This is a genomic window from Gordonia jacobaea (assembly GCF_001186365.1).
Taxonomy (GTDB): domain Bacteria; phylum Actinomycetota; class Actinomycetes; order Mycobacteriales; family Mycobacteriaceae; genus Gordonia; species Gordonia jacobaea.
In genome coordinates this window covers 333,802-355,977 of sequence record NZ_LDTZ01000018.1, presented here as the reverse complement: position 1 = coordinate 355,977, position 22,176 = coordinate 333,802, and the positions used below count along the sequence as shown (strand labels likewise).

Below are 22,176 nucleotides of genomic sequence, written 5' to 3'. Positions count from 1 at the left end.
TAAGCGAGCTAAGGCTACGCTCTACGATGCGGGATCACCAAGGGACCAATGGCACCATGGTGAATCGATGACCACCGTTCGACGGGCACTCGCCTCGATATCCGCTCTCACCTGCGTCGCAATTCTGACGTCGGCGTGCCTCGACCTCCCCTCCCTGAACCGTCCCGACATTCCCGACGGCATCCCGCCGGGTCTTGGAACGCCGGTACCGTTTGTCGACATCAACGCGCCTGGACGCACTGCTGAGCAGCTACGCGACTGGGCTCGGCCGATCTCCGACGCCACGGGTATCCCGTTCGTCGCGCTGGAGTCCTACGGCAACGCCGCCGAGATCCAACGACAGCAACATCCCGAGTGCGGAATCGGGTGGACGACCCTCGCTGGTATCGGCGGTGTCGAGAGCAAACACGGTCAGTACCGCGGCTCGAAGATCGCGCCGAACGGCGACGTCAGCCCGCCGATCAGGGGTGTGCCGCTCGACGGGACGCGGGGAAACATGGAGATCCCCGACACCGACGGCGGGAAACTCGACGGCGACGCCACTCACGACCGTGCGATGGGTCCGTTCCAGTTCATCCCGGAGACGTGGCGACGCTACGGCGTCGACGCCAACGGTGACGGTAGGGCCGATCCGGACAACATCGACGACGCCGCGCTGTCTGCGGCCCGCTACCTGTGCGTGTCCGCGGGCGGCGACATGACAACACCGCAGGGCTGGGAGAAAGCGGTCAAGGTCTACAACAATTCGATGGCCTACGTCATCGACGTGCGCGACCACGCCAACGCGTATTCGATCAACGTCCGCTACTGAACGCCGCATGAGCCTCGACGCTCCCGCCTTGCGCGCTCGATGCGTGACTGTTGACTTCACCGACTAGGCTTTGATCCCGTACCCGTCGGCTGCGCGAGGCGCCGACATGTTCACCGATAGGGGCAACACCGTGGCAATCATCGAACAGGTTGGTGCACGCGAAATCCTGGACTCGCGAGGCAACCCGACTGTCGAGGTCGAGGTCGTCCTCGACGACGGCACGTTCACTCGTGCCGCTGTGCCATCCGGCGCGTCGACGGGTGAGCACGAAGCCGTCGAACTTCGTGACGGCGGCAAGCGTTACGGCGGAAAGGGCGTCACCAAGGCTGTCGAGGGCGTGTTGAGCGAACTCGCACCCGCGGTCATCGGTATCGAGGCCGAAGAGCAGCGCCTCGTCGACCAGGCCCTGATCGACGCCGACGGCACTCCCGACAAGAGCAGGCTCGGCGCCAACGCCATTCTCGGCGTCTCACTCGCGGTGGCCAAGGGTGCTGCAGAGTCGGCGGGACTGCCGCTGTTCCGCTACATCGGCGGCCCCAACGCCCACATCCTCCCGGTCCCGATGATGAACATCATCAACGGCGGCGAGCACGCCGACAACGGCATCGACTTCCAGGAGTTCATGATCGCTCCGATCGGCGCGCCGACCTTCAAGGAGGCGTTGCGCTGGGGTGCTGAGGTCTACCACTCGCTCAAGTCGGTGCTGCACAAGCGCGGCCTGAACACGGCACTCGGCGACGAGGGCGGCTTCGCTCCCGACCTTCCCGACACCGCGTCGGCCATCGCGGTCATTGGTGAAGCCGTCGAGGCCGCCGGCTACAACTTCGGTCGCGACATCGCGATCGCACTCGACGCCGCGGCGACCGAGTTCTACAGCGACGGCGCCTACAACCTCGAGGGCAAGAAGCTCTCCAGCGACGAGATGATCAGCTACTACGAGAAGCTCGTCGACGAGTTCCCGATCGTGTCGATCGAGGACGGCCTGTCCGAGGACGACTGGGACGGCTGGGTCAAGCTGACCGACGCGCTCGGCGACAAGGTGCAGCTCGTCGGCGACGACCTGTTCGTCACCAACCCGGAGCGTCTCGAAGAGGGCATCTCCAAGGGTGCGGCAAATGCGTTGTTGGTCAAGGTCAATCAGATCGGAACGCTCACCGAGACCCTCGACGCCGTCACGCTTGCCCACAACAACGGCTACAAGACCATGATGAGCCACCGTTCGGGCGAGACCGAGGACACCACGATCGCCGACCTCGCCGTCGCATGCGGCTGCGGTCAGATCAAGTCCGGCGCGCCCGCGCGCAGCGAGCGTGTCGCCAAGTACAACCAGCTGCTGCGCATCGAGGAGGGCCTCGGCGACGCGGCACGCTACGCGGGAGACCTCGCCTTCCCCCGATATACGTACGGTTCGTGATTAGCTAGAGCCCATGGCACAGGGCTCAGGGCGTCGGCGCACGCGTGCGTCGACGAGCGATCCCCGCTCTCGGGAGCGTGCCCGTAAGGCGCCCCGGCGCGAGCGGTCGACTTCTCGCCGTTCGCCGGTCTCGGTCATCGAGACCGGCGAACAGGAGATCTACGACGACTCGATCATCGACTTCGACGCCGAGGTTTCCGACGCACACACCGACGACGTCCCCGACAGCGAAAGCGATTCCGGTGACGAGATCTCCGACGTGCGTCGCGAACGTGAGCGGCTGCGAGCGCAACGTCGACGACGGGCGGGATTCACCGAACGAATGGCGCAGCGACTTCACAACGTCGACGCAAAACGCGCAGTGGTGCTGTCGTTGGTCATCGGCGTCGTCGCGCTCACCCTGGCTATGCCGCTGCGTACGTACTTCTCGCAGCACACCGAGTTCTCGCAGCTCGAAGAGTCGAATGCACAGTTGCGCGACCAGGTCGCCGACTACCAGCAGAAGGTCAACGAGCAGAACGATCCCGCCTACATCGAGGCCAAGGCACGAGAACGACTCAAGTTGGTCAAGCCCGGCGAGACGCCGTTCGTCATGCTCTATCCCGATGAGGCCGCTCGAAGTGCTGAGCGTCAGCGCGAAGCGGCACATGAGGCCAACTCCTGGTACGGCAACCTGTGGCAGTCCGTATCGACCCCACCCGGAGCCGACGCGCCGGGGTCGCACTGAGTTCGCCGCACTGAACTGGTAGCAAAGAAGCGTGAGTACATCCGACGGCAACCAATCTGCCGGCCAGCAGGTGAGCGACGACGACCTCGCCACAATCGCCACACAACTCGGCCGTGAACCGCGCGGCGTCATCGAGGTCAGTTATCGCACTCCGGACGGCGTACCCGCCGTCGTCAAGACCACCCCGCGTCTACCCGACGGCACCCCGTTTCCGACGCTCTACTACCTCACCGATCCCCGCTTGACCGCCGAGGCGAGTCGACTCGAATCGGCAGGTGTGATGAAGGAGATGACCGCACGCCTGGCCGTCGACGACGATCTCGCCGCCGCCTACCGTCGTGCGCACGAGTCGTTCCTCGCCGAACGTGACGCCATCGAATCGCTCGGAACCGACTTCTCCGGCGGCGGCATGCCGGATCGGGTCAAGTGCCTCCATGTCCTGATCGCGCACTCGCTCGCGAAGGGCCCGGGCGTCAATCCCCTCGGCGACGAGGCCGTGGCGCTCGCAGCCGCAAATGGCATGCGCGGCACGGCGATTCCCTCCGACTGGCCCGACGTCCCCGCAACCACCGACGTCCCCGCAACCACAGACGACGCGGAGTCCGACCGGTGACCGTGGTCGCCGCCGTCGACTGCGGCACCAACTCCATCCGACTGCTGGTCGCGGAAGAGGCCGCGCCTCCCGCCGGCGGCCTGCGCGATCTGCACCGCGAGATGCGGGTCGTGCGCCTAGGGCAGGGTGTCGACGCCGCGGGGCAGTTCGCCGACGAGGCGATCGAGAGAACTCGCGTCGCGCTCGCCGACTACGTCGACGTGATGCGCGCGCTCGGCGTCGAACGCGTCCGTATGGTTGCTACCTCGGCCACCCGCGACGCGCGCAACCGCGACGTCTTCTTCGCGATGACTGCGGAACTGCTCGGATGCGTCGTCGACGGGGCGCAGGCCGAGGTGATCACCGGCGATGAGGAGGCACGGCTGTCGTTCCGCGGTGCCGTCGGCGAACTCGATCCTGCCGAAGGACCGTTTGTGGTGACTGATCTCGGTGGCGGCTCGACCGAGGTCGTGCTCGGCGATGCTGAGGGTGTGTCGGCCGCGTACTCCGCTGACGTCGGATGCGTGCGCACCACCGAGCGCGCTCTGCATTCCGACCCGCCCACCGCCGACGAGATCCGCGACGCCACGCAGTTCATCCACGACAGGCTCGCCGTCGCATTCGACGCCGTGCCGGTCGAGCGGGCACACACCTGGGTCGGTGTCGCCGGAACACTCACCACCATCGCGGCCGTGAACGCGGGGATGGACGTCTACGACTCCGACGCAATTCACCTGTCGCGCATCGGAATCGACGACCTCGACCGCGTCTGCCACGACCTCGTCGCGATGACTCGCGACGCTCGCGCAGCGCTGGGACCGATGCATCCCGGCCGCGTCGATGTGATCGGCGGTGGCGCGCTGGTGACGCTGGAACTCGCTCGGGTCCTGTCCGAGCGCGCAGGCATCTCCGAGCTCGTCGTCAGCGAGCACGACATCCTCGACGGCATCGCCCTGGGCTTGCTGGACTAGGCCCTCGCTGCTCGAGCCGCGAAAAGCCTTGTCAGAACACGACCCTCATCGACGCCGCGCCATCAGGTGGAGTTCGGGGAACCGATGTGTGTCGTCGGCCTGCGCGATCAACCGCCACGTTTCGTCGAAGCCTGCGTCGAACAGTATGCGCGCGAGTGCATCCGGATGCCAGCGCCAGGCAGGCGCGACGCGGTGATCGAATGCGATGGTGTCGGCGTTCAGCGATGCCTGAGTGCCGATCAACACCGGTGCTCCGCTCGTCAATCGGGAGGCCCAGGCGGCAAGCACGTCGGGCAGTTCATCGGGTGGCACGTGAATCAGACTGAAGCGAGCCAGGATTGCGCCGCACTCGATGTCAGCCGCAGCTCGCGTGAGTAGCGCGTCGTCGTCGATGAAGTGACACTCAGGGTATGTACGCATCGCGATGGTGCGCATCCCGTTGCTGGGTTCGAGACCGACCGTTCGTACGCCCCACCGGACGAGATCGGCTGTGACGTGGCCGATTCCGCAGCCGACGTCGAAGACCGTCGCGGATCGATCATGGTCGCGGACCTCGTCGGCAAATGCCTCGACGGCGTGACGTTCGACGGCACACTGATACGGCGTCGGAAAGGAGTCGGCGTATAGCTGCGCCAGCGCGTCGTATCCGGGCTGTTCCACTGTGTCAGTCTCGCACTGTGGCAGCGCCCTCTGACTGATGCCTCAGTGGGTCTCGGCCGGTGCCTGCTCGGGGTTGCGTAGCCAGATGTTGTTGCAGGCCTCGCACACGTCCTCGGGGATCACGCCGCGCTGCTGCAGGAACCCGAAGATCACGCAGCCGAGGCAGAATCCGAACACCGATTCCAACAACGCCGCGACGATCAGCAGCCCGACGACGATCTGCGCGGCCAGTCCGTAGCCGAGCAGGCTCAGGACCAGCGCCGTGGTGGAGAAGGCGAGTCCGATGGCTTGTGCGAAGCGCTTGGGTGGTCCTGGGACGAGTTTGCTCTTGCGCCAGATCTTGGGGGCGATGACCCGCACGGAGAGTTGCCCGAACGGCGACAGCTTGGGGCCTGCCATCACGCGCAGCAGGAATCCGAGGGCAAGCAACGCGTAGACGATGGGGTGATTCACCACGATGGCGACGATCGCCAGGATGACGACCAGCCCTGCCGTCGACCGCGCGGCATACTCGTTGACCGGGTTGGGGAAGGTGAGGATGGCTGGTGCGGACACGGGACTCCCAGGCAGATGCGGCTAGCGAAACACCACAACTTTACGGTGCACCCGATCTCGGCTGCCAACGTTGCCGTCACGGTGATCGGAATCCCGCTGACCTGCGCGGATTGATCTGCAGACACAACAGCGGGGCCTGATCGGATCAGGCCCCGCTGTGACAGTGCGACGAACTAGGCGCGGTGATGCTCTTCGGATGCGTCCTTGCGGTCGGTCTCGATGGCTCGGATCGCCGTCTCGGTGGCGTCGGCATCGTCGATTGCGTCGACCAACTCCGCGTCGACCACCTCGCGATGGTCGTCGGCTTTGGCCTTTCGAGCCGCATCACGCATCTCGAAACCGTCGGTGACGATGTCGCCGACTTCGCGCGCGACGTCGGCGACCGCCGTCGTGATGATCGTCGCGATCCGTCCGACGTGCGTTGCGGTGGATTCGACGATCTCCTGGACGAAGTCCTTGTTTCGTTCGTAGCGATCGATCATGGGCGTCAGGCTACTCCGGCCGACTTCTCTCGCTCGACGATGACGGTGAGATCGTTGTCATCGGAGGTCATGAAGTTGGGGAGCGAGAGCTTCGCGATCTTCGACCACGTCGACGTCAACTGCTGGTGCAGCGGGCCGGTGTTGTACGGCAGGCCGTACTTCTCGCAGATCGCCTGGACATCCTCGGAGATCGTGGGGTAGCGGCTCGCGGGAATGTCGGGGAAGAGGTGGTGCTCGATCTGGTGCGAGAGGTTGCCGCTCATGATGTGGAACAGGCTGCTCCCGGTGATGTTCGCCGAGCCGAGCATCTGTCGCAGGTACCACTGGCCGCGCGTCTCGTCCTTGCATTCTTCGGCGGTGAATGTCTGTGCGCCGGTGGGGAAGTGGCCGCAGAAGATGATCGAGTACGCCCACAGATTGCGCACCAGGTTGGCACTGGCATTGCCCAGCAGCGTGGGCAGGAAGAACGGACCCGACAGCGCGGGGAACACGATGTAGTCCTTGAGGACCTGCCTGCTCGCCTTGCGCCACATGCCCTTGACCAGGCCCTTGACGTCGGTCCACTTGCGCTTGCCCGCCACGATGTTCTCGGCCTCGAGGTCGTGGAGCATCACGCCCCACTCGAACAGCAACATCAGCGCCGTCGCGTACCCGAGATTGCCCAGGTAGTAGGGGTTCCACTTCTGGTCGCGCGCCATTCGGAGGATGCCGTAGCCGATGTCACGGTCCTCGCCGATGATGTTGGTGAACGTGTGGTGCACGTAGTTGTGGCTGTGGCGCCACTGCTCGGCGGGGCACACGGTGTCCCACTCGAATTCGCGCGAGTTGTAGGTGTCTTCACGCATCCAGTCGTACTGGCCGTGCATGACGTTGTGCCCGATCTCCATGTTGTCGAGGATCTTGGACACGCTCAGCGCGCCGACGCCCGCGATCCACGCGGGCGGGAACCAGCCGAAGAACAGCAGTCCGCGGCCGGCGATCTCGAAACCACGCTGCGCGCGGATGATCGAGTACAGGTATTCGCGGTCCTTCGTGCCGAGGTCGGCGACGACCCGCGCGCGCACCTCGTCGAGGTCGCGACCGAGCGCTTCGACCTGCTCGTAGCTCAGGTGAAGGGTGTTGGGGTCCGACGACCCGCGCAGTGCGGGCGGGACGTTGGTGTGTTCGGACGGGGTGATGGTGGTGACAGTCATTGTTAAACCTCGATTTCCACGTCGCCGACAGGTGCGTTGATGCACAGCTGGATCTGCTTGTCGGCTTCGCTGTCGATGTCGCCGGTCAGCACGTTGCGGGTGCAGCCGGATTTCTTTACTGCGGTGCAGGAGAAGCAGATTCCCATTCGGCAGCCCGACTTGGGAGACAGTCCTGCGGATTCCGCCTGATCGAGAATGGTGCGGCCGTCGTTGGCTGCGACCTTGCCGGACGTCGTGAATGCGACGTCGCCGGAGATCGGTTCGTCGGGATCGATGATCGCCGCCGGAGCCGGGCGGAAGGATTCACTGTGCACTCGCGCGGTGGGGTGGGCGTCGGCGAGATGGTCGATGACAGCATCCATCAGCGTCGACGGCCCGCAGACGAAGACGTCGGCGTCGTCGAGAGCGATGTCGTCGAGATGCCCCGTCGTGAAGTGTCCTGCCTCGAGGTCTCCGTGGGCTCCGCGGGTGTACCGCAGGCGCACGTCGACGTTCGAGTGCGCGGCCGCGAGCGCATTGAGCTCGGTGGCGTATGCGACGTCGTCGGGCGTCCGTGCATAGTGAATGAACGTGACGGGACCGCTGTGCGCTGAGGCTACAAGTGTTCTCAACATCGACAGGGTCGGCGTGACGCCGCTGCCGCCGCTGATGAACACGACCGGGCCCGCCGGGCTCCGGGGTAGCACGAAGTCGCCGTCGGCCTGTTCGAGGCCGTAGACGTCGCCGACTCTCGCATTGTCGCGAAGGTAGGTCGAGACGAACCCGTCGTCGTGGGCGGTGATGGTCAACTCGATGACATCGGAGTGTCCCTGTGCGTTGGCAGGGGAGAAGCAGCGGACGTGTCTGACGCCGTCGATAACCACCTTGAGCTGGATGAACTGCCCCGCGCGGTGGCCGCGCCACTGCCTGGTCGGTGCCAAGGTGATGCGGACGGTTCGCGAGGTCGGACGTGTCACGTCGACGACCTTTGCGCGCAGATCGCGCCAGGTGATCATGGGGTCGAGCAGTTCGAGGTACCGGTCGACCGGATGCGGCGAGAGCCCTGCTTCGACGACCGATCCGATCATCTCGGGAAGACGGATACTCATGGTGTGCTCCGTTCGGAAGCGGTGATTCGTGTGGCTGTCACAGCCATTCAGTGAACGACTGTGCTCTGAATAGTGTTGCACGAGTTCTCTCGGTTGTGCACCCCTCGATGGATCTGAAAGCCAGCTCTCTTTCGGGGCTGGCTGATGAGCCGTATCACTCCGATTTGTCGCAAGTGATTGACATCACTAGCTTCGTCTCTGAATATGAACTCAGATTCAGTTCAATCTGCTGAAGCCGAATGAGGAGTGATCGATGACATCAGAAGTAGTTGCCCAGGGCGACGAGGTCGCGCAGGGAAGGAGGCGAGCGCATCGGAAGTTGCTCGCCGCAGGGCTCGTCGGTAGCTCGATCGAGTGGTACGACTTCTTCCTATACGGGACTGCTGCGGCACTGGTGTTCCCGCATATCTTCTTCCCGGACTCGTCGCCGCTGATGGGGACATTGCTGTCGTTCAGCACCTTCTGGGCTGGCTTCGTCGCGCGCCCGATCGGCGGCATCGTGGCGGGCCACTACGGCGACAAGTTCGGCCGAAAGCCCGTTGTGGTGGTCTGCCTGTTCGTGATGGGCTTGGCGACATTCCTGATCGGGTGCCTGCCGACCGCTGGAACGATCGGAGTCGCGGCGCCGATCCTGTTGGTCTCGTTGCGATTCCTGCAGGGGCTGGCATGTGGTGGGCAATGGGGCGGAATCGTGCTGTTGCTGACGGAATCTGCAAGCCCCAAGCGGCGCGGTTTCGCGGGCACCTTCGGTCAAATGGGTGTGGCGTGCGGTGTCCTGCTGGGCAACTTGATCTTCCTGGGATCGAGCTCTGCGGTGTCGAATTCGGCGTTCCTCGAATGGGGTTGGCGTATTCCGTTCCTGCTCAGCGTCGTGCTGTTCCCGGTGGTCTACTTCATCCAGACGCGTGTCGAGGACAGTGACGAGTTCAAGGAGCTGGAACAGGAAGTCGCTGAGGGTAGGCAGGAAATCGTGCAGGCGCCGCTGGTCGAGGCCGTCAAGAAGCACTGGCGGACGATCTTGCTGGGATGTGGGCTGCTCGCGGCTACCAACTCCATCTTCTACATCTCGATTGCGGGCGTATTGAGCTATGCGACGGCCGAACTCGGCATGGATCGCGACCAATTGCTGATCGGGTCCATGCTCAGTTGCCTCGTCTCGCTCCCGGTCACGATCTGGGCGGGTTCGTTGTCGGACAGGATCGGACGCCGACCGCTCATCATCATCGGTGGCCTCGGCATTCTGCTGTGGGCGTTCCCGTACTTCATGCTCGTCAACACGGCGTCGTTGCCGATGTTCATGATCGCGGTCTCGGTGGCCGCTGTGTTCCAGTCGATGACCTACGGGCCTGTCGCCGCGTACATGGGTGAACTGTTCGAACCGCACGTCCGGTACTCCGGCGCCTCGCTGGCCTACCAGCTCGCCGCCATCCTGATCAGCGGATCGACGCCGTTCATCATGACCTGGCTGATCTCGGCTACCGGAACTACGACGTTGGTCGCCGCTTTCGTCGCGGTGATGGGGCTGATCACCTGTGCGTCGGCATGGCGTTTGCGGGAGACGAATCCCGCGTCGGTTCGAGAGGATCCGAACGCGGTGCCCGGTCTCGCCGCCACGAACTGACTCACGACGACAGAGCTGCCCACCTTTGTGAGGTGGGCAGCTCTGTTGTTGGGGACGTGTCGTGTGTTACAAATTGAATATGACCTCAAGTTCAACTGTGCGATCGAGTTCAACTACGCGATCAGCCGTACTCGTCGACTTCGGGGGAGTGGTGACCACCAGCGTGCTCGACGCGTTCCGCGGCTTCGGCACCGAGATCGGTGACCGCGACCTGCCGCTGCATCTGCTCGGACACGACGAGCAATCGCGCACGTTGCTCGCCGATCATGAAGCAGGTCGGATCGACGCCGAGACCTTCGATGTGGGTTTCGCCGCCCGGCTCGGGGCGCATGGCGTGACTGTCTCCTCCGAAGGACTCTCCGCGAGAATGCAGCATCGACTCGAGCGTGACGACGAGACGGTCGCGATGCTGAGCAGGCTGCGCGCTGCATCGGTTCCGGTTGCCCTGGTGTCCAACGCATTCGGACGAGATACCTATGCGGGTTTCGACTTGAGTGAGCTCGCGGATGTCGTCGTCATCTCCTCAGAGGTCGGGATACGCAAGCCATCGCGTCGGATCTTCGAGATCGCGTGCGAAAGGCTCGGAGTGGCCCCGCACGAATCGGTGATGATCGACGACCTCCAACAGAACCTCGACGGTGCAGCGAAGCTCGGGATCGCGGGGGTCCTCCATACCGACGGCGCTGACACCGCGAGGCAACTGAGCGAGACGTTCGGGCTGCCCGCAACCGCATGAGTTCTTTGTAGGCAGCCAACTGTGTCGAGGTCGGACCGTGATGTCGGCACCGCAGATGTCCACCGCGTGGACGCATGATCGAAATCCGAGGAGATGCACTGTGAACACCTCAACGACGACCACCTCGCCGACACCAGCAGTCGACGACCCGCTCGAGAGCGCGTTGGCCGAGGTCGGCCGCGTCCAGCAGGCGCACTGGCCGGTCGACGTCCCGCGGACCGTGGAATCCTCGGTCGACGCGCAGGGCATCGTCGGTTACCTGCGGCACTGGGCACGCGAGACTCCCGCTGCGGTCGCGATCGCCTTCTATGGACGCGAGATCACCTATGCCGAATACGACGCACTATCCGACAGCGTCGCCGGCTGGCTACGCGCTCAGGGGATTGGCGTCGGCGACAGCGTTGGCCTGTACCTGGGCAACTGTCCGCAGTTCCACATCACGATGCTCGCGATCCTCAAACTGGGTGCCGTCCATGTGCCCGTGAATCCGATGCTGCGCGAGCACGAACTCGCTCATGAACTCGCCGACGCCGAGGTGAGTGTGGTGCTGACCCAACCCGCGCTCGCCGGCCTCGTCGACGCGGTTCGCGATCGCACTCAGGTGCGCGTCGTCGCGACGACGGATCCCTCCGACATGCTGCTCGCGGACAGTCCCGACGCGCCGTTCGAGCGCACCGGGCAGGAGACGGACTGGGCTCGGATCGTCGCAACGCCTGCGCCTGCCGACTTCCCGGAGGTCGACCCCGATCGTCTTGCCGCGCTGAACTATACGGGCGGGACGACCGGAATGCCCAAGGGCTGTCAGCACACTCAGGCGCACATGCTCTACACCGCCGTGACGGCGACTGCGGCCCATGGTCGTCGGGTCGGGGCCGTGCATGGCGCGTCGCTGGTTTTCATGCCGGTGTTCTGGATCGCAGGGGAGGACACCGGCATCCTGGTCCCGCTGGTGAACGGCGACACCGTCGTCTTGCTGACGAGATGGGACGCGCGTGTCGTACTCGACAGCATCGAGAACTATCGCGTGGATTCGATGATCGGCACCGTCGACAACTACATCGAATTGATGGAGCGCGAAGACTTTTCGACGCACGACCTCACATCGTTGACCAACCCGCTCGCGGTGTCGTTTGTGTCCAAACTCGACCCGACGGTCCGGGCTCGCTGGCGTGAGGCGACCGGGAACACGTTGCGCGAAGGCAGCTACGGGATGACCGAAACGCACACCGCGGACACCATCACGCTTGGCTATTCCGCCGACGACTACGATCTGTTGGGCGACCCGGTGTTCTGCGGCGTGCCCGTTCCCGGAACCGACATCCTGATCGTCGACGCCGATGGCAATCCGGTTCCGCTCGGTAGCGAGGGTCAGATCATCGTGCGTAGTCCGTCGGTGATGCTCGGCTACCACCGCAATCCCGAGGCTACTGCCGACGCATTGCGCGACGGTTGGCTCCAGACAGGCGATTTCGGCAAGTTCAGTGACCGCGGAGCGCTGCACTACCTGGCGCGCAACAAAGAGATGATCAAGACCAACGGCATGAGCGTCTTCCCCTCCGAGGTCGAGTCGCTGCTGATGCTTCATCCGGCCGTCGACAAGGCTGCGGTGGTACCCAAACCGGATCGACGACGAGGTCAGATCGCCTTCGCATTTGTGCAACTACGCGGCGGAGAGAAGCTCACGGCCGACGAGATCGTCGCATGGGCTCGACAGAACATGGCAGGCTACAAGGTGCCCGAGGTCGAGATCATCGAACAACTTCCGATGACCGCGACGGGCAAGGTCCGCAAGGGCGATCTCTTCGCGAAGGTTGGCAAAGCATGAGTTCAGCAACCGTCCTCGTGGCGAACCGCGGGGAGATCGCACTCCGCATCATCCGCACCGCGCGGGAAACCGGGCATCGCGTCGTCGCGGTGTATGCCGCCGACGACGCGCAGTCACCACACGTCAGTGCCGCCGACGAGGCCGTCGCGCTCGAGGGCGTCGGGGCGCAGGCGTACCTCGACGTCGACGCGATCATCGACGCCGCACAGCGCACCGGGGCCACGTTTATTCATCCCGGATACGGATTCCTCAGCGAGGAGCCACGTTTGGCGCGTGCCTGCGCTGCCGCAGGGCTACGGTTCGTCGGTCCGTCGGCGGAGGCTCTCGAGACGTTCGGCGACAAGGCGTCGGCCAGACGAGCAGCGATCGCCGCAGATGTACCCGTACTCGACGCCACCGAGAGCGGTGTCGACGAGGCGCAGGTCGCCCAACTGCTTGCCGCACACCCGTCGGGCGTGATGATCAAAGCGGTTGCAGGCGGTGGCGGTCGAGGCATGCGCGAGGTCACCTCTGCCGACCAGATCGCCGACGCGATGAAGGCATGTGCCGCAGAGGCGCAGGCAGGATTCGGCAACGCGGACCTGTTCGCCGAGGAACTCTGCGGTTCGGCGCGGCACATCGAGGTGCAGATCATCTCGGCGGAGTCCGCCTCGGGGACAGGAGCTTCAGGAACTGGGGCGTCAGGAACAACAGCACTCGCGCTCGGTGATCGCGACTGCAGTGTGCAGCGCAGACATCAGAAGCTCATCGAGATCGCACCGGCACAACATCTCTCCGACGAGATGCGTGCCGGACTGCACGCGTGCGCGGCACGGCTGTGTGCCGCCAATGGATATCGCGGGCTGGCGACGGTCGAGTTCCTCGTCGCGGGCGATCGGTTCGTTTTCCTCGAGGTCAATCCGCGAATTCAGGTGGAGCACACCATCACCGAAGAGGTGACCGGTTGCGACCTCGTCGAGATCGGGTTGGCCATCGCCGCAGACCGGCGCTTCGGAGAGCTGGGGCTACCCGCGGGCATCACCTCCGACGGTGAAGCCGTGACCGGAACACCCGTGGATACGGCCGGTGTCGCGATCCAGGCTCGCGTGAACATGGAGACCACAACCCCGGATGGCACAACAGTGCCGCAATCGGGCACGTTGCGATCGTTCTCTGCGCCAACGGGACCCGGGGTACGGGTGGACACGTTCGGGCGGCCGGGTCTCACGACGAGCCCGCGCTACGATTCGTTGCTCGCCAAGGTGATCGGCCACACCGCGCGGGGTGACTTCACCATCGCGACGCGCAAGACCGCCGATGCGTTGGGCGAATTCGTCATCGACGGCGTCGCGACCAACGTCGGCCTGCTACGCGCGATACTCGGCGACAAGACATTCGGCGCAGGCTCGGTCACGACGAGATACCTCGGCGAACAAATCGACGAACTCGTCGCGCGCGCAACCGATTTCGACACCGCAGGCGCGGCCGCGCCGATCGCCGACGACGCCGCGGCACCGGTCCTCGACGTCGAACTCGCCGACGGCGAGGACGTGCTGGTGGCCCCGATGTCGGGCGTGGTCGTCGAGGTGGCGGAGGCGGGCGTCGCCGCAGCGCCCGGTACGGCACTCGTCGTGCTGGAAGCGATGAAGATGCAGCACACCGTGTCGATGCCCACCGCGGCAACACTGATCCGGGCGCTGGTCGAACCGGGTCAGGCCGTCGCAACCGGTCAACCGTTGGCGGTCATCGGAGCCGCCGGCGGTGATGCAGATGTCGAGACTCGCGCTGAGATCGACCCGGACCACATCCGGCCCGATCTCGCCGAGATCAACGCGCGGCACGAGGTGACGCTGGACGCCGCGCGTCCCGACGCGGTTGCCAAGCGCCACCGAATCGGTCGACGTACCGCTCGCGAGAACATCACCGACCTCGTCGACGAGGACAGCTTTGTCGAGTACGGGGCCTTGGCTCTTGCAGCCCAGCGCACGCGCCGCACCGAAGAAGATCTCGTCGCGAACACTCCCGCGGACGGACTGGTCGGCGGCGTCGCGACGATCGGCGCCGACCGGTTTGGTGCCAAAGCTGCTGAAGCTGTGGTGATCTCGTACGACTACACGGTGCTTGCGGGCACGCAGGGATTGCGTAACCACGCCAAGACCGATCGGCTGATCGAGTTGGCCAAGCGCAAGAACGTTCCGCTGGTGCTTTTCGCCGAGGGCGGTGGAGGCCGGCCGGGCGATACCGATGCCAACGGCGCGGCGGGCTTGGAGCTCAACACGTTCCGCGAGATGGCCTCGTTGCGCGGTCGGGTCCCGACGATCGCTGTTGTCTCGGGACGGTGCTTCGCGGGCAACGCCGCACTCGCCGGAGCGTGCGACGTCCTCATCGCCACACCCGAGGCCAACATCGGCATGGGCGGTCCGGCGATGGTCGAGGGCGGCGGTCTTGGTGTCTTCCGCCCCGAGGACATCGGTCCGGTCGAGCTTCAGCGTCGCAACGGCGTCGTACACATCGCGGCGCGCGACGAAGCCGACGCCGTCGATCTGGCTCGTCGATACCTGGCGTACTTCCAGGGCGACGTCGTCTACTGGGACGCGCCGGACACCAGGCTCTCCCGACACGTGGTCCCCGAGAATCGACTGCGCGCCTACGACGTTCGCGAGGCGATCGACTCCATTGCGGATCCCGCCTCGACGCTCGAGGTGCGGGCTGACTACGGCATGGGAGTCGTCACCGCGCTGATCCGAGTCGAAGGCGTGGCATACGGGGTGGTCGCGAACTCGAGTGCGCACCTCGGTGGCGCGATCGACGCGGAGGCCGCCGACAAGGCTGCCGACTTCCTGGAAATGTGCGAAGCGCACAGGCTCCCGGTGGTGACCCTGTGCGACACACCGGGATTCATGGTGGGGCCTGAGTCCGAGGAGCACGCGACCGTGCGGCGGTTCTCGCGGTTGTTCGTCGCGGGTGCGCGGCTGACGGTGCCGTTGGGAACGATCATCCTACGCAAGGGCTACGGGCTCGGGGCGATGGCGATGGCGGGCGGTTCATTCCACGCACCGCAGTTCACCGTCGCGTGGCCGACCGGCGAGATCGGTCCGATGGGACTGGAGGGCTCGGTACGACTGGGATTCCGAAAGGAACTCGAGGCGATCGACGATCCTGCCGAGCGGGACGCGTTGTTCGCCGAGTTGGTGGCGAAGGCGTACGAACACGGCAAGGCGCTGCACTCGGCCACGACCTTCGAACTCGACGACGTGATCGACCCCGCCGACTCACGGGCCTGGATTCGTCAGCTCGGTCGTCAGCGACACCAGTAAGAGCGACACAACTACAACAGCACCACAAAACCCAGAGCGGGGGAGGAAATTTCCTCCCCCGCTCTGGGTTTCGTTCCAGCGGGTACTAGCGGATCTGCAACACCAGCTTGCCCGTGTTGGCGCCCGAGAACAGCATGGCGAGCGTGTCGCCGAACGCGGTGATGTCGCCCTTTTCGACCTGCTCGGCCGCGGTGATCTGACCCGACCGAATCCAGGCCTGCAATGCGGCCTGGGCCTCCGGGTAGCGACGCCGGTAGTCGAAGATGATGAATCCCGCCATCGATGCGCGGTTGATCAACAGCGACAGGTAGCGCGACGGTCCGGGCGGTGGTGTCGTGGCGTTGTAGCCCGAGATGGCTCCGCAGATCGCCACGCGCGCGTGCGTACGCAACTGTGCCAGAGCCGAATTGAGGATATCGCCGCCGACATTGTCGAAGTACACATCGACGCCCTCAGGAGCGGCCGCACGCAGCGGCCTGCCGATGGAACCCTGCTTGTAGTCGATGGCAGCGTCGAATCCGAGTTCGTCGGTCAGCCATGAGCACTTGCGCTCGCCACCGGCCACCCCGATCACCCTGCAGCCCATCAGCTTTGCGATCTGCCCGGCGACGCTGCCGACGGCGCCCGCCGCGCCCGAAATCAGCACGGTGTCGCCAGGCTTCGTCTGTGCGACGTCGAGCAGCCCGAAATACGCTGTCATCCCGGGGAATCCGAGCGCGCCGAGCCAGGTCGGTGCGGGCGCGAGATCGGTATCGACCACCATGATGTCGTGGCCGTCGGACACGGCGTACTCCTGCGCACCGAACGGTCCGGACACCACGGTGTCCACGGGGTACTTGTCATTCTCCGACGCCACGACGGTGCCGACGGCGTGTGCGCGCATCACCTCGCCGATGCCCACCGGAGGGATGTACGACGGCACGTCGTCGAGCCAACCGCGCATGGCGGGATCGACCGAGACATAGTCGACGGCGACAACGAACTCGCCCGCCGACGGTTGTGGGATCGGTTCCTCGGTGACGGTGAATGTGTTCTCGTCGATCTCACCCGTGGGTCGTGCTGCGAGTCTGATCTGGCGGTTGACTGCACTCATGCGGTGGTCCTCCTCAGGGCCGTGCGATCGATGTTGCGTTTGAGGATCTTTCCGGTCGATCCCTTGGGGAGCTCGTCGACGAACAAGACCATGCGGGGAATCTTGTAGGCGGACAGACGCTCTCGGCACCACGACTCGATGTCGTCGTGAGTGGTCGTTGCTCCCGCCGTCAGTACGACGACCGCCGCGACTTCTTCGCCGTAGTGGCTGTCGGGTACGCCGACGACTGCGGCTTCGACCACATCGGGATGCTGATAGAGGATTTCCTCCACCTCGCCGGGATAGACGTTGTAACCACCACGGATGATCAGATCCTTGACGCGGTCGACGATCCGCAGATCGCCGTCGACATCGATCTCGCCGAGATCGCCTGTGCGGAACCAACCGTCGTGCGACAGTGCCGCGGCGGTCGCCTCCTCATTGCGCCAGTAACCCTTGAACACCATGTCGCCCGCGATGAACACCTCACCGACGACGCCCGGTGCGCACACGGCCCCGTCGGCGTCGCGTACCTCGACGCGCATCCGCGGAACCACGGCGCCGGTGCTGCCTATCTTTCCGCCGCGGTCGATGTCGTTGAACGTCGCCATCGCGGTGGTCTCGGTCAGCCCGTAACCCTCGAGCAGGGTGCACCCGAAGCGCTCCTCGAAGGCGCGTGCGATCTCCCCGGGAAGCGACGCTCCGCCGGAGACGGCAACGCGCAGATGTGCAAACCCTTCGGCGTCCGCTTCCGTTGCCTCGTGCAGCATCGCGTTCCACATGGTCGGGACGCCGCACAGCACTGTCAGCCGATCGCGGGCGAGCATGTCGATCATTCCGCGCGGTGTGAAACGACTCAGCAGCGACATCGATGCGCCCGTGGTGAAGGCCGCCATCATCACCGACGCCTGACCGAAGACGTGGAACAGCGGCAGTCCGGTGCCCAGCCTGTCGTCTGCGGTACCCCGGCTGACCTCGCCTGCCACCTCTCCGGCCGACAGGAGGTTCTTGACGGTCAGTTCGGCGCCTTTGGGCTTCCCGGTGGTGCCAGAGGTGTAGAGCAGGGCGGCGGTCTCGTCGGGTGCACGGTCGACGGGGGCCTCGAGCGGTGTCGCGGTCACGTTGCCGGGACTCAGCGCCGAGGCATCGAGTTGCCACGAGGGAACACCGGCCCCGGCTGCCGCGTCGGCGACTGCTGGGCCGAGCGTGACGTGCCCGATGGCCAGTGACGCCTCGGAGTTGCTCAGGAAGTAGCCGACCTCTGCGCTTGTGGACATCGTGTTGACGGTGATCACGGTGGCGCCGAGTGCCTGAATGCCCATGTACGCAATCGCGAACTCGGGGACCGACGGTGCCGCGAGCAGCACGCGGTCTCCGCGTCGGATGCCCGCATCACGCAGCGCACCGGCATAGGCCAACGCCGCGTCGTAGAACTCGCCGTAGTTCAGTGACGTCGAGTCACCGAGAAGAGCGGTCGCATCGGGCCGTGTCGTCGCGTGACGCACGACGGGGTCGATGAGATTGACCATGGGAGTTGCCTTTCAGATCAAAGTGGGTGGACACGTCGTTGTGCACGTCAGGACGCGGCGACGACCCGGGCGATCGATTCGGCGACCATCACCGGCTTGTCGGAGCCCTCGCGCTCCATGACCTGCGACGTCACCACCTGGATGCCGCCGGAGACCTCGTCGGCGGACACGACGGTGACGCGCATACGCACGCGCGAACCGACCGGCACGGGAGCGGGGAAGCGGACCTTGTTGTAGCCGTAGTTGAGGCTGTGTGCGAAACCGTCGAACCTAATCAGCTGGCTCGACAGGTGGGGCCCGAGGGACAGGGTGAGCAGGCCGTGCGCGATCGTCCCGCCGAGATCGCTGGCGGCAGCACGCTCGGTGTCGAGATGGATCCACTGGTGGTCGTCGGTGGCGTCGGCGAAGGCATTCACCCGGTCCTGCTCGACGGCGTACCACGGCGTCGGCCCGAGTTCGGTTCCGACCAGCTCGGCGAGATCGGCGGCCGTGGTCGGGCGGACGGGCTGTGTTGCTGTGGTCAAGGTTCCTCCTGTGATCAGATCGCCACGGGGCGATGTTGAATCTGAAATCACCTTCAACTATAGATGGTTGTCGAGACTGCGATCACGTTATGGGTCGGTTTGTGAGGGGGCGCTCTGCCTCGCGAGCGGATTCTCAACGACGCCGTCGACGACGCCCCGCGGGTGCGTCGACCTGATCACCATCGAAAGGATCTCTGCGCCATGACATCTCACGACCTCACCGGACGGACGGCACTGGTGTCGGGTGCCTCGCGCGGTATCGGCCTCGCCGCCGCGGCTGCGTTGGCCGACGCGGGCGCCAACGTGGTCGTCACCTCGCGCAAGCAGGAGTCGGCCGACGCCGCGGCGGCTCAGATCGGACCTCGCGCACTCGGCGTCGCGGCCCACGCTGTCGACGAGGACGCCGCGCAACGCTGCGTCGAACTCACGCTGGAACGGTTCGGCAGCATCGACATCCTGGTGAACAACGCCGGGACCAACCCTGCCGCGGGCCCGCTCATCGCCCAGGACCACGCACGATTTGCCAAGACCGTCGACGTGAACCTCTGGGCGCCCCTGCTGTGGACGAAGCTCGCCGTACAGGCGTGGATGGGTGAGCACGGGGGATCGGTCATCAACACCGCGTCGATCGGCGGGATGGTCCACGAGGCGAACATCGGCGTGTACAACACCACGAAATCGGCGCTGATCTACCTCACCGAGCAACTGTCGCTCGAGTTGTCTCCGCGCATCCGGGTGAACGGCGTCGCGCCCGGCGTCGTCCGCACCAAGCTCGCCGAGGCGCTGTGGCGAGAGCACGAGCCGCAGGTTGCCGCTGCCACGCCGCTCGGCCGCATCGGCGAGCCCGAGGACATCGCGTCGGCCATCGTCTTTCTCGCCTCCGACGCGTCGTCGTGGATGACCGGCGAGGTGATGGTGATCGACGGCGGTCAGCGACTCGGCGACGCCTCGCAGTATCGCTAATCCGCCCGCGGCACGACCACACATCGACGCTCACAACCACATTCACATCCAGCACAGTCGAATACCCCAATACCGAACAACGGAGGAAACACCATGGCCCAGAAGGTAGCGATCGTCACCGGAGCAGCGCGCGGAATCGGCGCCGCAATCGCGAAAAGGCTTGCCGACGACGGACTTGCCGTCGCAGTGCTCGATCTCGACGCCGCGGCATGCGCCGACACCGTAGCCGCAATCACCGCGGGCGGCGGCAAAGCGATCGCCGTGGGCGCCGACGTCTCCGACGAGGCATCGGTCAACGCTGCCGTCGAGAAGGTTGTCGCTGAGCTCGGTGCTCCGACGGTCGTCGTCAACAATGCGGGCGTGCTGCGCGACAACCTCCTGTTCAAGATGAGCGTCGACGACTGGGACACGGTCATGGCGGTGCATCTGCGTGGCGCCTTCAACGTCAGCAAGGCCGCGCAGAAGCACATGGTCGACGCCGGATGGGGTCGGATCGTGAATCTGTCGAGCACATCGGCGCTCGGTAATCGTGGTCAGGCCAACTACTCCGCGGCCAAGGCGGGCATGCAGGGCTTCACCAAGACACTCGCGATCGAGTTGGGCAAGTTCGGTGTCACGGCCAACGCCATCGCGCCAGGGTTCATCGAGACGGACATGACCGCGGCGACCGCCGCGCGGATGGGCGTCGACTTCGACGAGCTCAAGAAGGCCAGTGCCGCAGCGATTCCCGTTGCACGAACCGGAAAGCCGGAGGACATCGCCCACACTGCCTCGTTCTTCGTGTCCGAGGGCGCGGGATTCGTCTCCGGCCAGGTCGTCTACGTGGCCGGGGGACCGAAGGACTGACGGCACGCGCCTCTCCGCTGAATCCCACCCCTACCCGAAAGGATCGATGCCCAGTGCTCACGGATGCTCCAGCGTCGGTATCCGACGACATCACCGCCGACCTCGACGCGCGCGTGACCCGGCTGCTCGCCACCCACCCGCCGACCGAGACGTCCGAAAGCGATTTCCTCGGTGCCCGTTTCGATGCCGGACTGGCCTGGGTGCACTTCCCGGTCGGGCACGGTGGACTCGGAATTGCGCAGACCTATCAGGCGGGCGTCGACGCCGCGCTCGACGCGGCCGGTGCTCCGGGGCCCGCGCGCGGTCGCAACGGAATCGGACTGGGAATGGCGGCACCGACGATCGCTGCACTCGGCACCGAGGAACAACGCGCCCGTTTCCTGCGTCCGCTCTACACCGGTGAACACATCTACTGCCAGTTGTTCAGCGAACCGGGAGCGGGGTCGGACCTCGCAGGCGTGGCAACGCGTGCGGTTCGCGACGGCGACTCGTGGGTGGTCAACGGTCAAAAGGTGTGGACATCGGGCGCGCACAACGCCCAACGCGCAATCCTGGTGGCGCGCACCGATCCCGGCGCCGTCAAACACTCCGGGCTCACGTACTTCATCGTCGACATGAGTACACCGGGTATCGAGATCCGGCCACTGCGGCAGATCACCGGTGAAGCGGAGTTCAACGAGGTTTTCCTCACCGACGTCCGTGTGTCCGACGCCGACCGCATCAGCGACGTCGGCAACGGATGGCGTGTTGCCACAACGACTCTCAACAACGAGCGGGTTGCCATCGGCTCCGGTGCTCCTCGCGAGGGTGGGATGATCGGCAAGCTCGCGCAGTGGTGGCGCCAGAATCCGGACGACCGTGAGCCCGCGGCGTTGGATCGGGTGATGCAACTGTGGATCGACGCAGAGGTCACCCGTCTCGCCGGAGAACGCCTTCGCCAACAACTCGCGGCGGGCCAACCGGGCCCCGAGGGCTCCGCGATGAAGCTGGCTTTTGCCCGTCAGGCACAAGCGATCTCGGGACTCGAACTCGAGTTGGCCGGCGACGAAGGACTGCGCTACGACGACTGGACGCTGCGCCGCCCGGAGACCGTCGACTTCACCGGACGCGGACCCGGATACCGGTATCTGCGGGCAAAGGGCAACTCGATCGAGGGCGGAACGTCGGAGATCCTGCGCAACGTCGTGGCCGAACGCGTGCTCGGCCTGCCGCCGGAACACCGCGTCGACAAGGGAATCGCATGGAAGGACCTACCACGGTGACCACAACCG

At 65.2% G+C, this 22,176-nt stretch carries 20 protein-coding genes; 12 read left to right on the top strand and 8 right to left on the bottom strand.

What is annotated here, in order from left to right:
• Positions 1-67 precede the first annotated feature (67 nt).
• The 5 genes from ABW18_RS14960 (at position 68) to ABW18_RS14940 (ending at position 4,515) form a co-directional block, all read left to right on the top strand.
• Positions 68-811 (top strand): lytic transglycosylase domain-containing protein, encoded by a 744-nt coding sequence (locus tag ABW18_RS14960; protein WP_049699744.1) that lies wholly within the window; start codon positions 68-70, stop codon positions 809-811.
• A 130-nt stretch (positions 812-941) separates the two neighbouring features.
• Entirely contained in the window at positions 942-2,225 is a 1,284-nt protein-coding gene (eno, locus tag ABW18_RS14955) for a phosphopyruvate hydratase (protein WP_049699834.1), read from the top strand.
• 13 nt (positions 2,226-2,238) lie between these two features.
• A complete protein-coding gene (locus tag ABW18_RS14950) occupies positions 2,239-2,952 on the top strand; it encodes an FtsB family cell division protein (protein ID WP_049699743.1) in 714 nt (237 codons plus the stop codon).
• A gap of 31 nt (positions 2,953-2,983) precedes the next feature.
• Positions 2,984-3,565 (top strand): DUF501 domain-containing protein, encoded by a 582-nt coding sequence (locus ABW18_RS14945; protein WP_049699742.1) that lies wholly within the window; start codon positions 2,984-2,986, stop codon positions 3,563-3,565.
• On the top strand, positions 3,562-4,515 hold the full coding sequence (locus ABW18_RS14940) for a Ppx/GppA phosphatase family protein (protein ID WP_049699741.1): 954 nt from the start codon (positions 3,562-3,564) through the stop codon (positions 4,513-4,515). The genes ABW18_RS14945 and ABW18_RS14940 overlap by 4 nt, the downstream gene beginning before the upstream one ends.
• 45 nt (positions 4,516-4,560) lie before the next feature.
• On the opposite strand, the gene ABW18_RS14935 is transcribed toward ABW18_RS14940, so the two are convergent.
• The 5 genes from ABW18_RS14935 to ABW18_RS14915 form a co-directional block, all read right to left on the bottom strand.
• The gene (locus tag ABW18_RS14935) at positions 4,561-5,175 is read right to left on the bottom strand and encodes a class I SAM-dependent methyltransferase (RefSeq protein ID WP_049699740.1); all 615 of its coding nucleotides are present in this window, start codon (positions 5,173-5,175) and stop codon (positions 4,561-4,563) included.
• A 42-nt stretch (positions 5,176-5,217) separates the two neighbouring features.
• Complete coding sequence (locus ABW18_RS14930) at positions 5,218-5,730, bottom strand: DUF4395 domain-containing protein (protein WP_049699739.1); 513 nt, start codon at positions 5,728-5,730, stop codon at positions 5,218-5,220.
• A 173-nt stretch (positions 5,731-5,903) separates the two neighbouring features.
• A complete protein-coding gene (locus ABW18_RS14925) occupies positions 5,904-6,212 on the bottom strand; it encodes a hypothetical protein (protein WP_049699738.1) in 309 nt (102 codons plus the stop codon).
• A 5-nt stretch (positions 6,213-6,217) separates the two neighbouring features.
• Positions 6,218-7,405, bottom strand: a complete 1,188-nt coding sequence (locus tag ABW18_RS14920; RefSeq protein WP_049699737.1) for a fatty acid desaturase family protein — start codon at positions 7,403-7,405, stop codon at positions 6,218-6,220.
• Between the two features lie 2 nt (positions 7,406-7,407).
• Positions 7,408-8,493, bottom strand: coding sequence for a ferredoxin reductase (locus tag ABW18_RS14915; RefSeq protein ID WP_049699736.1), 1,086 nt, complete (start codon positions 8,491-8,493; stop codon positions 7,408-7,410).
• A gap of 253 nt (positions 8,494-8,746) precedes the next feature.
• Between ABW18_RS14915 and ABW18_RS14910 the strand changes: the two genes are divergently transcribed.
• The 4 genes from ABW18_RS14910 (at position 8,747) to ABW18_RS14895 (ending at position 15,971) form a co-directional block, all read left to right on the top strand.
• Complete coding sequence (locus ABW18_RS14910; protein ID WP_049699735.1) at positions 8,747-10,114, top strand: MFS transporter; 1,368 nt, start codon at positions 8,747-8,749, stop codon at positions 10,112-10,114.
• Between the two features lie 79 nt (positions 10,115-10,193).
• The gene (locus tag ABW18_RS14905; protein WP_049699734.1) at positions 10,194-10,850 is read left to right on the top strand and encodes an HAD family hydrolase; all 657 of its coding nucleotides are present in this window, start codon (positions 10,194-10,196) and stop codon (positions 10,848-10,850) included.
• Positions 10,851-10,950: 100 nt separating this feature from the next.
• Positions 10,951-12,675: an AMP-binding protein gene (locus ABW18_RS14900; RefSeq protein ID WP_049699733.1), complete on the top strand. Its 1,725-nt coding sequence runs from the start codon at positions 10,951-10,953 to the stop codon at positions 12,673-12,675.
• Positions 12,672-15,971 carry an acetyl-CoA carboxylase family protein gene (locus ABW18_RS14895; RefSeq protein ID WP_049699732.1) on the top strand — a complete coding sequence of 1,100 codons (3,300 nt, stop codon included), beginning with the start codon at positions 12,672-12,674 and terminating at the stop codon, positions 15,969-15,971. The genes ABW18_RS14900 and ABW18_RS14895 overlap by 4 nt, the downstream gene beginning before the upstream one ends.
• 85 nt (positions 15,972-16,056) lie before the next feature.
• Here the strand turns inward: ABW18_RS14895 and ABW18_RS14890 are convergent, their stop codons facing one another.
• Genes ABW18_RS14890 through ABW18_RS14880 form a run of 3 tightly spaced genes read right to left on the bottom strand, consistent with a single transcriptional unit; the run spans position 16,057 to position 19,096 of the window.
• Entirely contained in the window at positions 16,057-17,064 is a 1,008-nt protein-coding gene (locus ABW18_RS14890; protein ID WP_049699731.1) for an NADP-dependent oxidoreductase, read from the bottom strand.
• Entirely contained in the window at positions 17,061-18,572 is a 1,512-nt protein-coding gene (locus tag ABW18_RS14885) for an AMP-binding protein (protein ID WP_049699730.1), read from the bottom strand. The genes ABW18_RS14890 and ABW18_RS14885 overlap by 4 nt, the downstream gene beginning before the upstream one ends.
• 47 nt (positions 18,573-18,619) lie before the next feature.
• Positions 18,620-19,096, bottom strand: a complete 477-nt coding sequence (locus tag ABW18_RS14880; RefSeq protein ID WP_049699833.1) for a MaoC family dehydratase — start codon at positions 19,094-19,096, stop codon at positions 18,620-18,622.
• Positions 19,097-19,297: 201 nt separating this feature from the next.
• Between ABW18_RS14880 and ABW18_RS14875 the strand changes: the two genes are divergently transcribed.
• The 3 genes from ABW18_RS14875 to ABW18_RS14865 all read left to right on the top strand — a co-directional run bounded on the left by ABW18_RS14875 (position 19,298) and on the right by ABW18_RS14865 (position 22,167).
• The gene (locus ABW18_RS14875) at positions 19,298-20,059 is read left to right on the top strand and encodes an SDR family oxidoreductase (protein WP_049699729.1); all 762 of its coding nucleotides are present in this window, start codon (positions 19,298-19,300) and stop codon (positions 20,057-20,059) included.
• A gap of 93 nt (positions 20,060-20,152) precedes the next feature.
• The gene (locus ABW18_RS14870) at positions 20,153-20,905 is read left to right on the top strand and encodes an SDR family oxidoreductase (RefSeq protein ID WP_049699728.1); all 753 of its coding nucleotides are present in this window, start codon (positions 20,153-20,155) and stop codon (positions 20,903-20,905) included.
• 53 nt (positions 20,906-20,958) lie between these two features.
• Complete coding sequence (locus tag ABW18_RS14865; RefSeq protein WP_049699727.1) at positions 20,959-22,167, top strand: acyl-CoA dehydrogenase family protein; 1,209 nt, start codon at positions 20,959-20,961, stop codon at positions 22,165-22,167.
• Positions 22,168-22,176 lie beyond the last annotated feature (9 nt).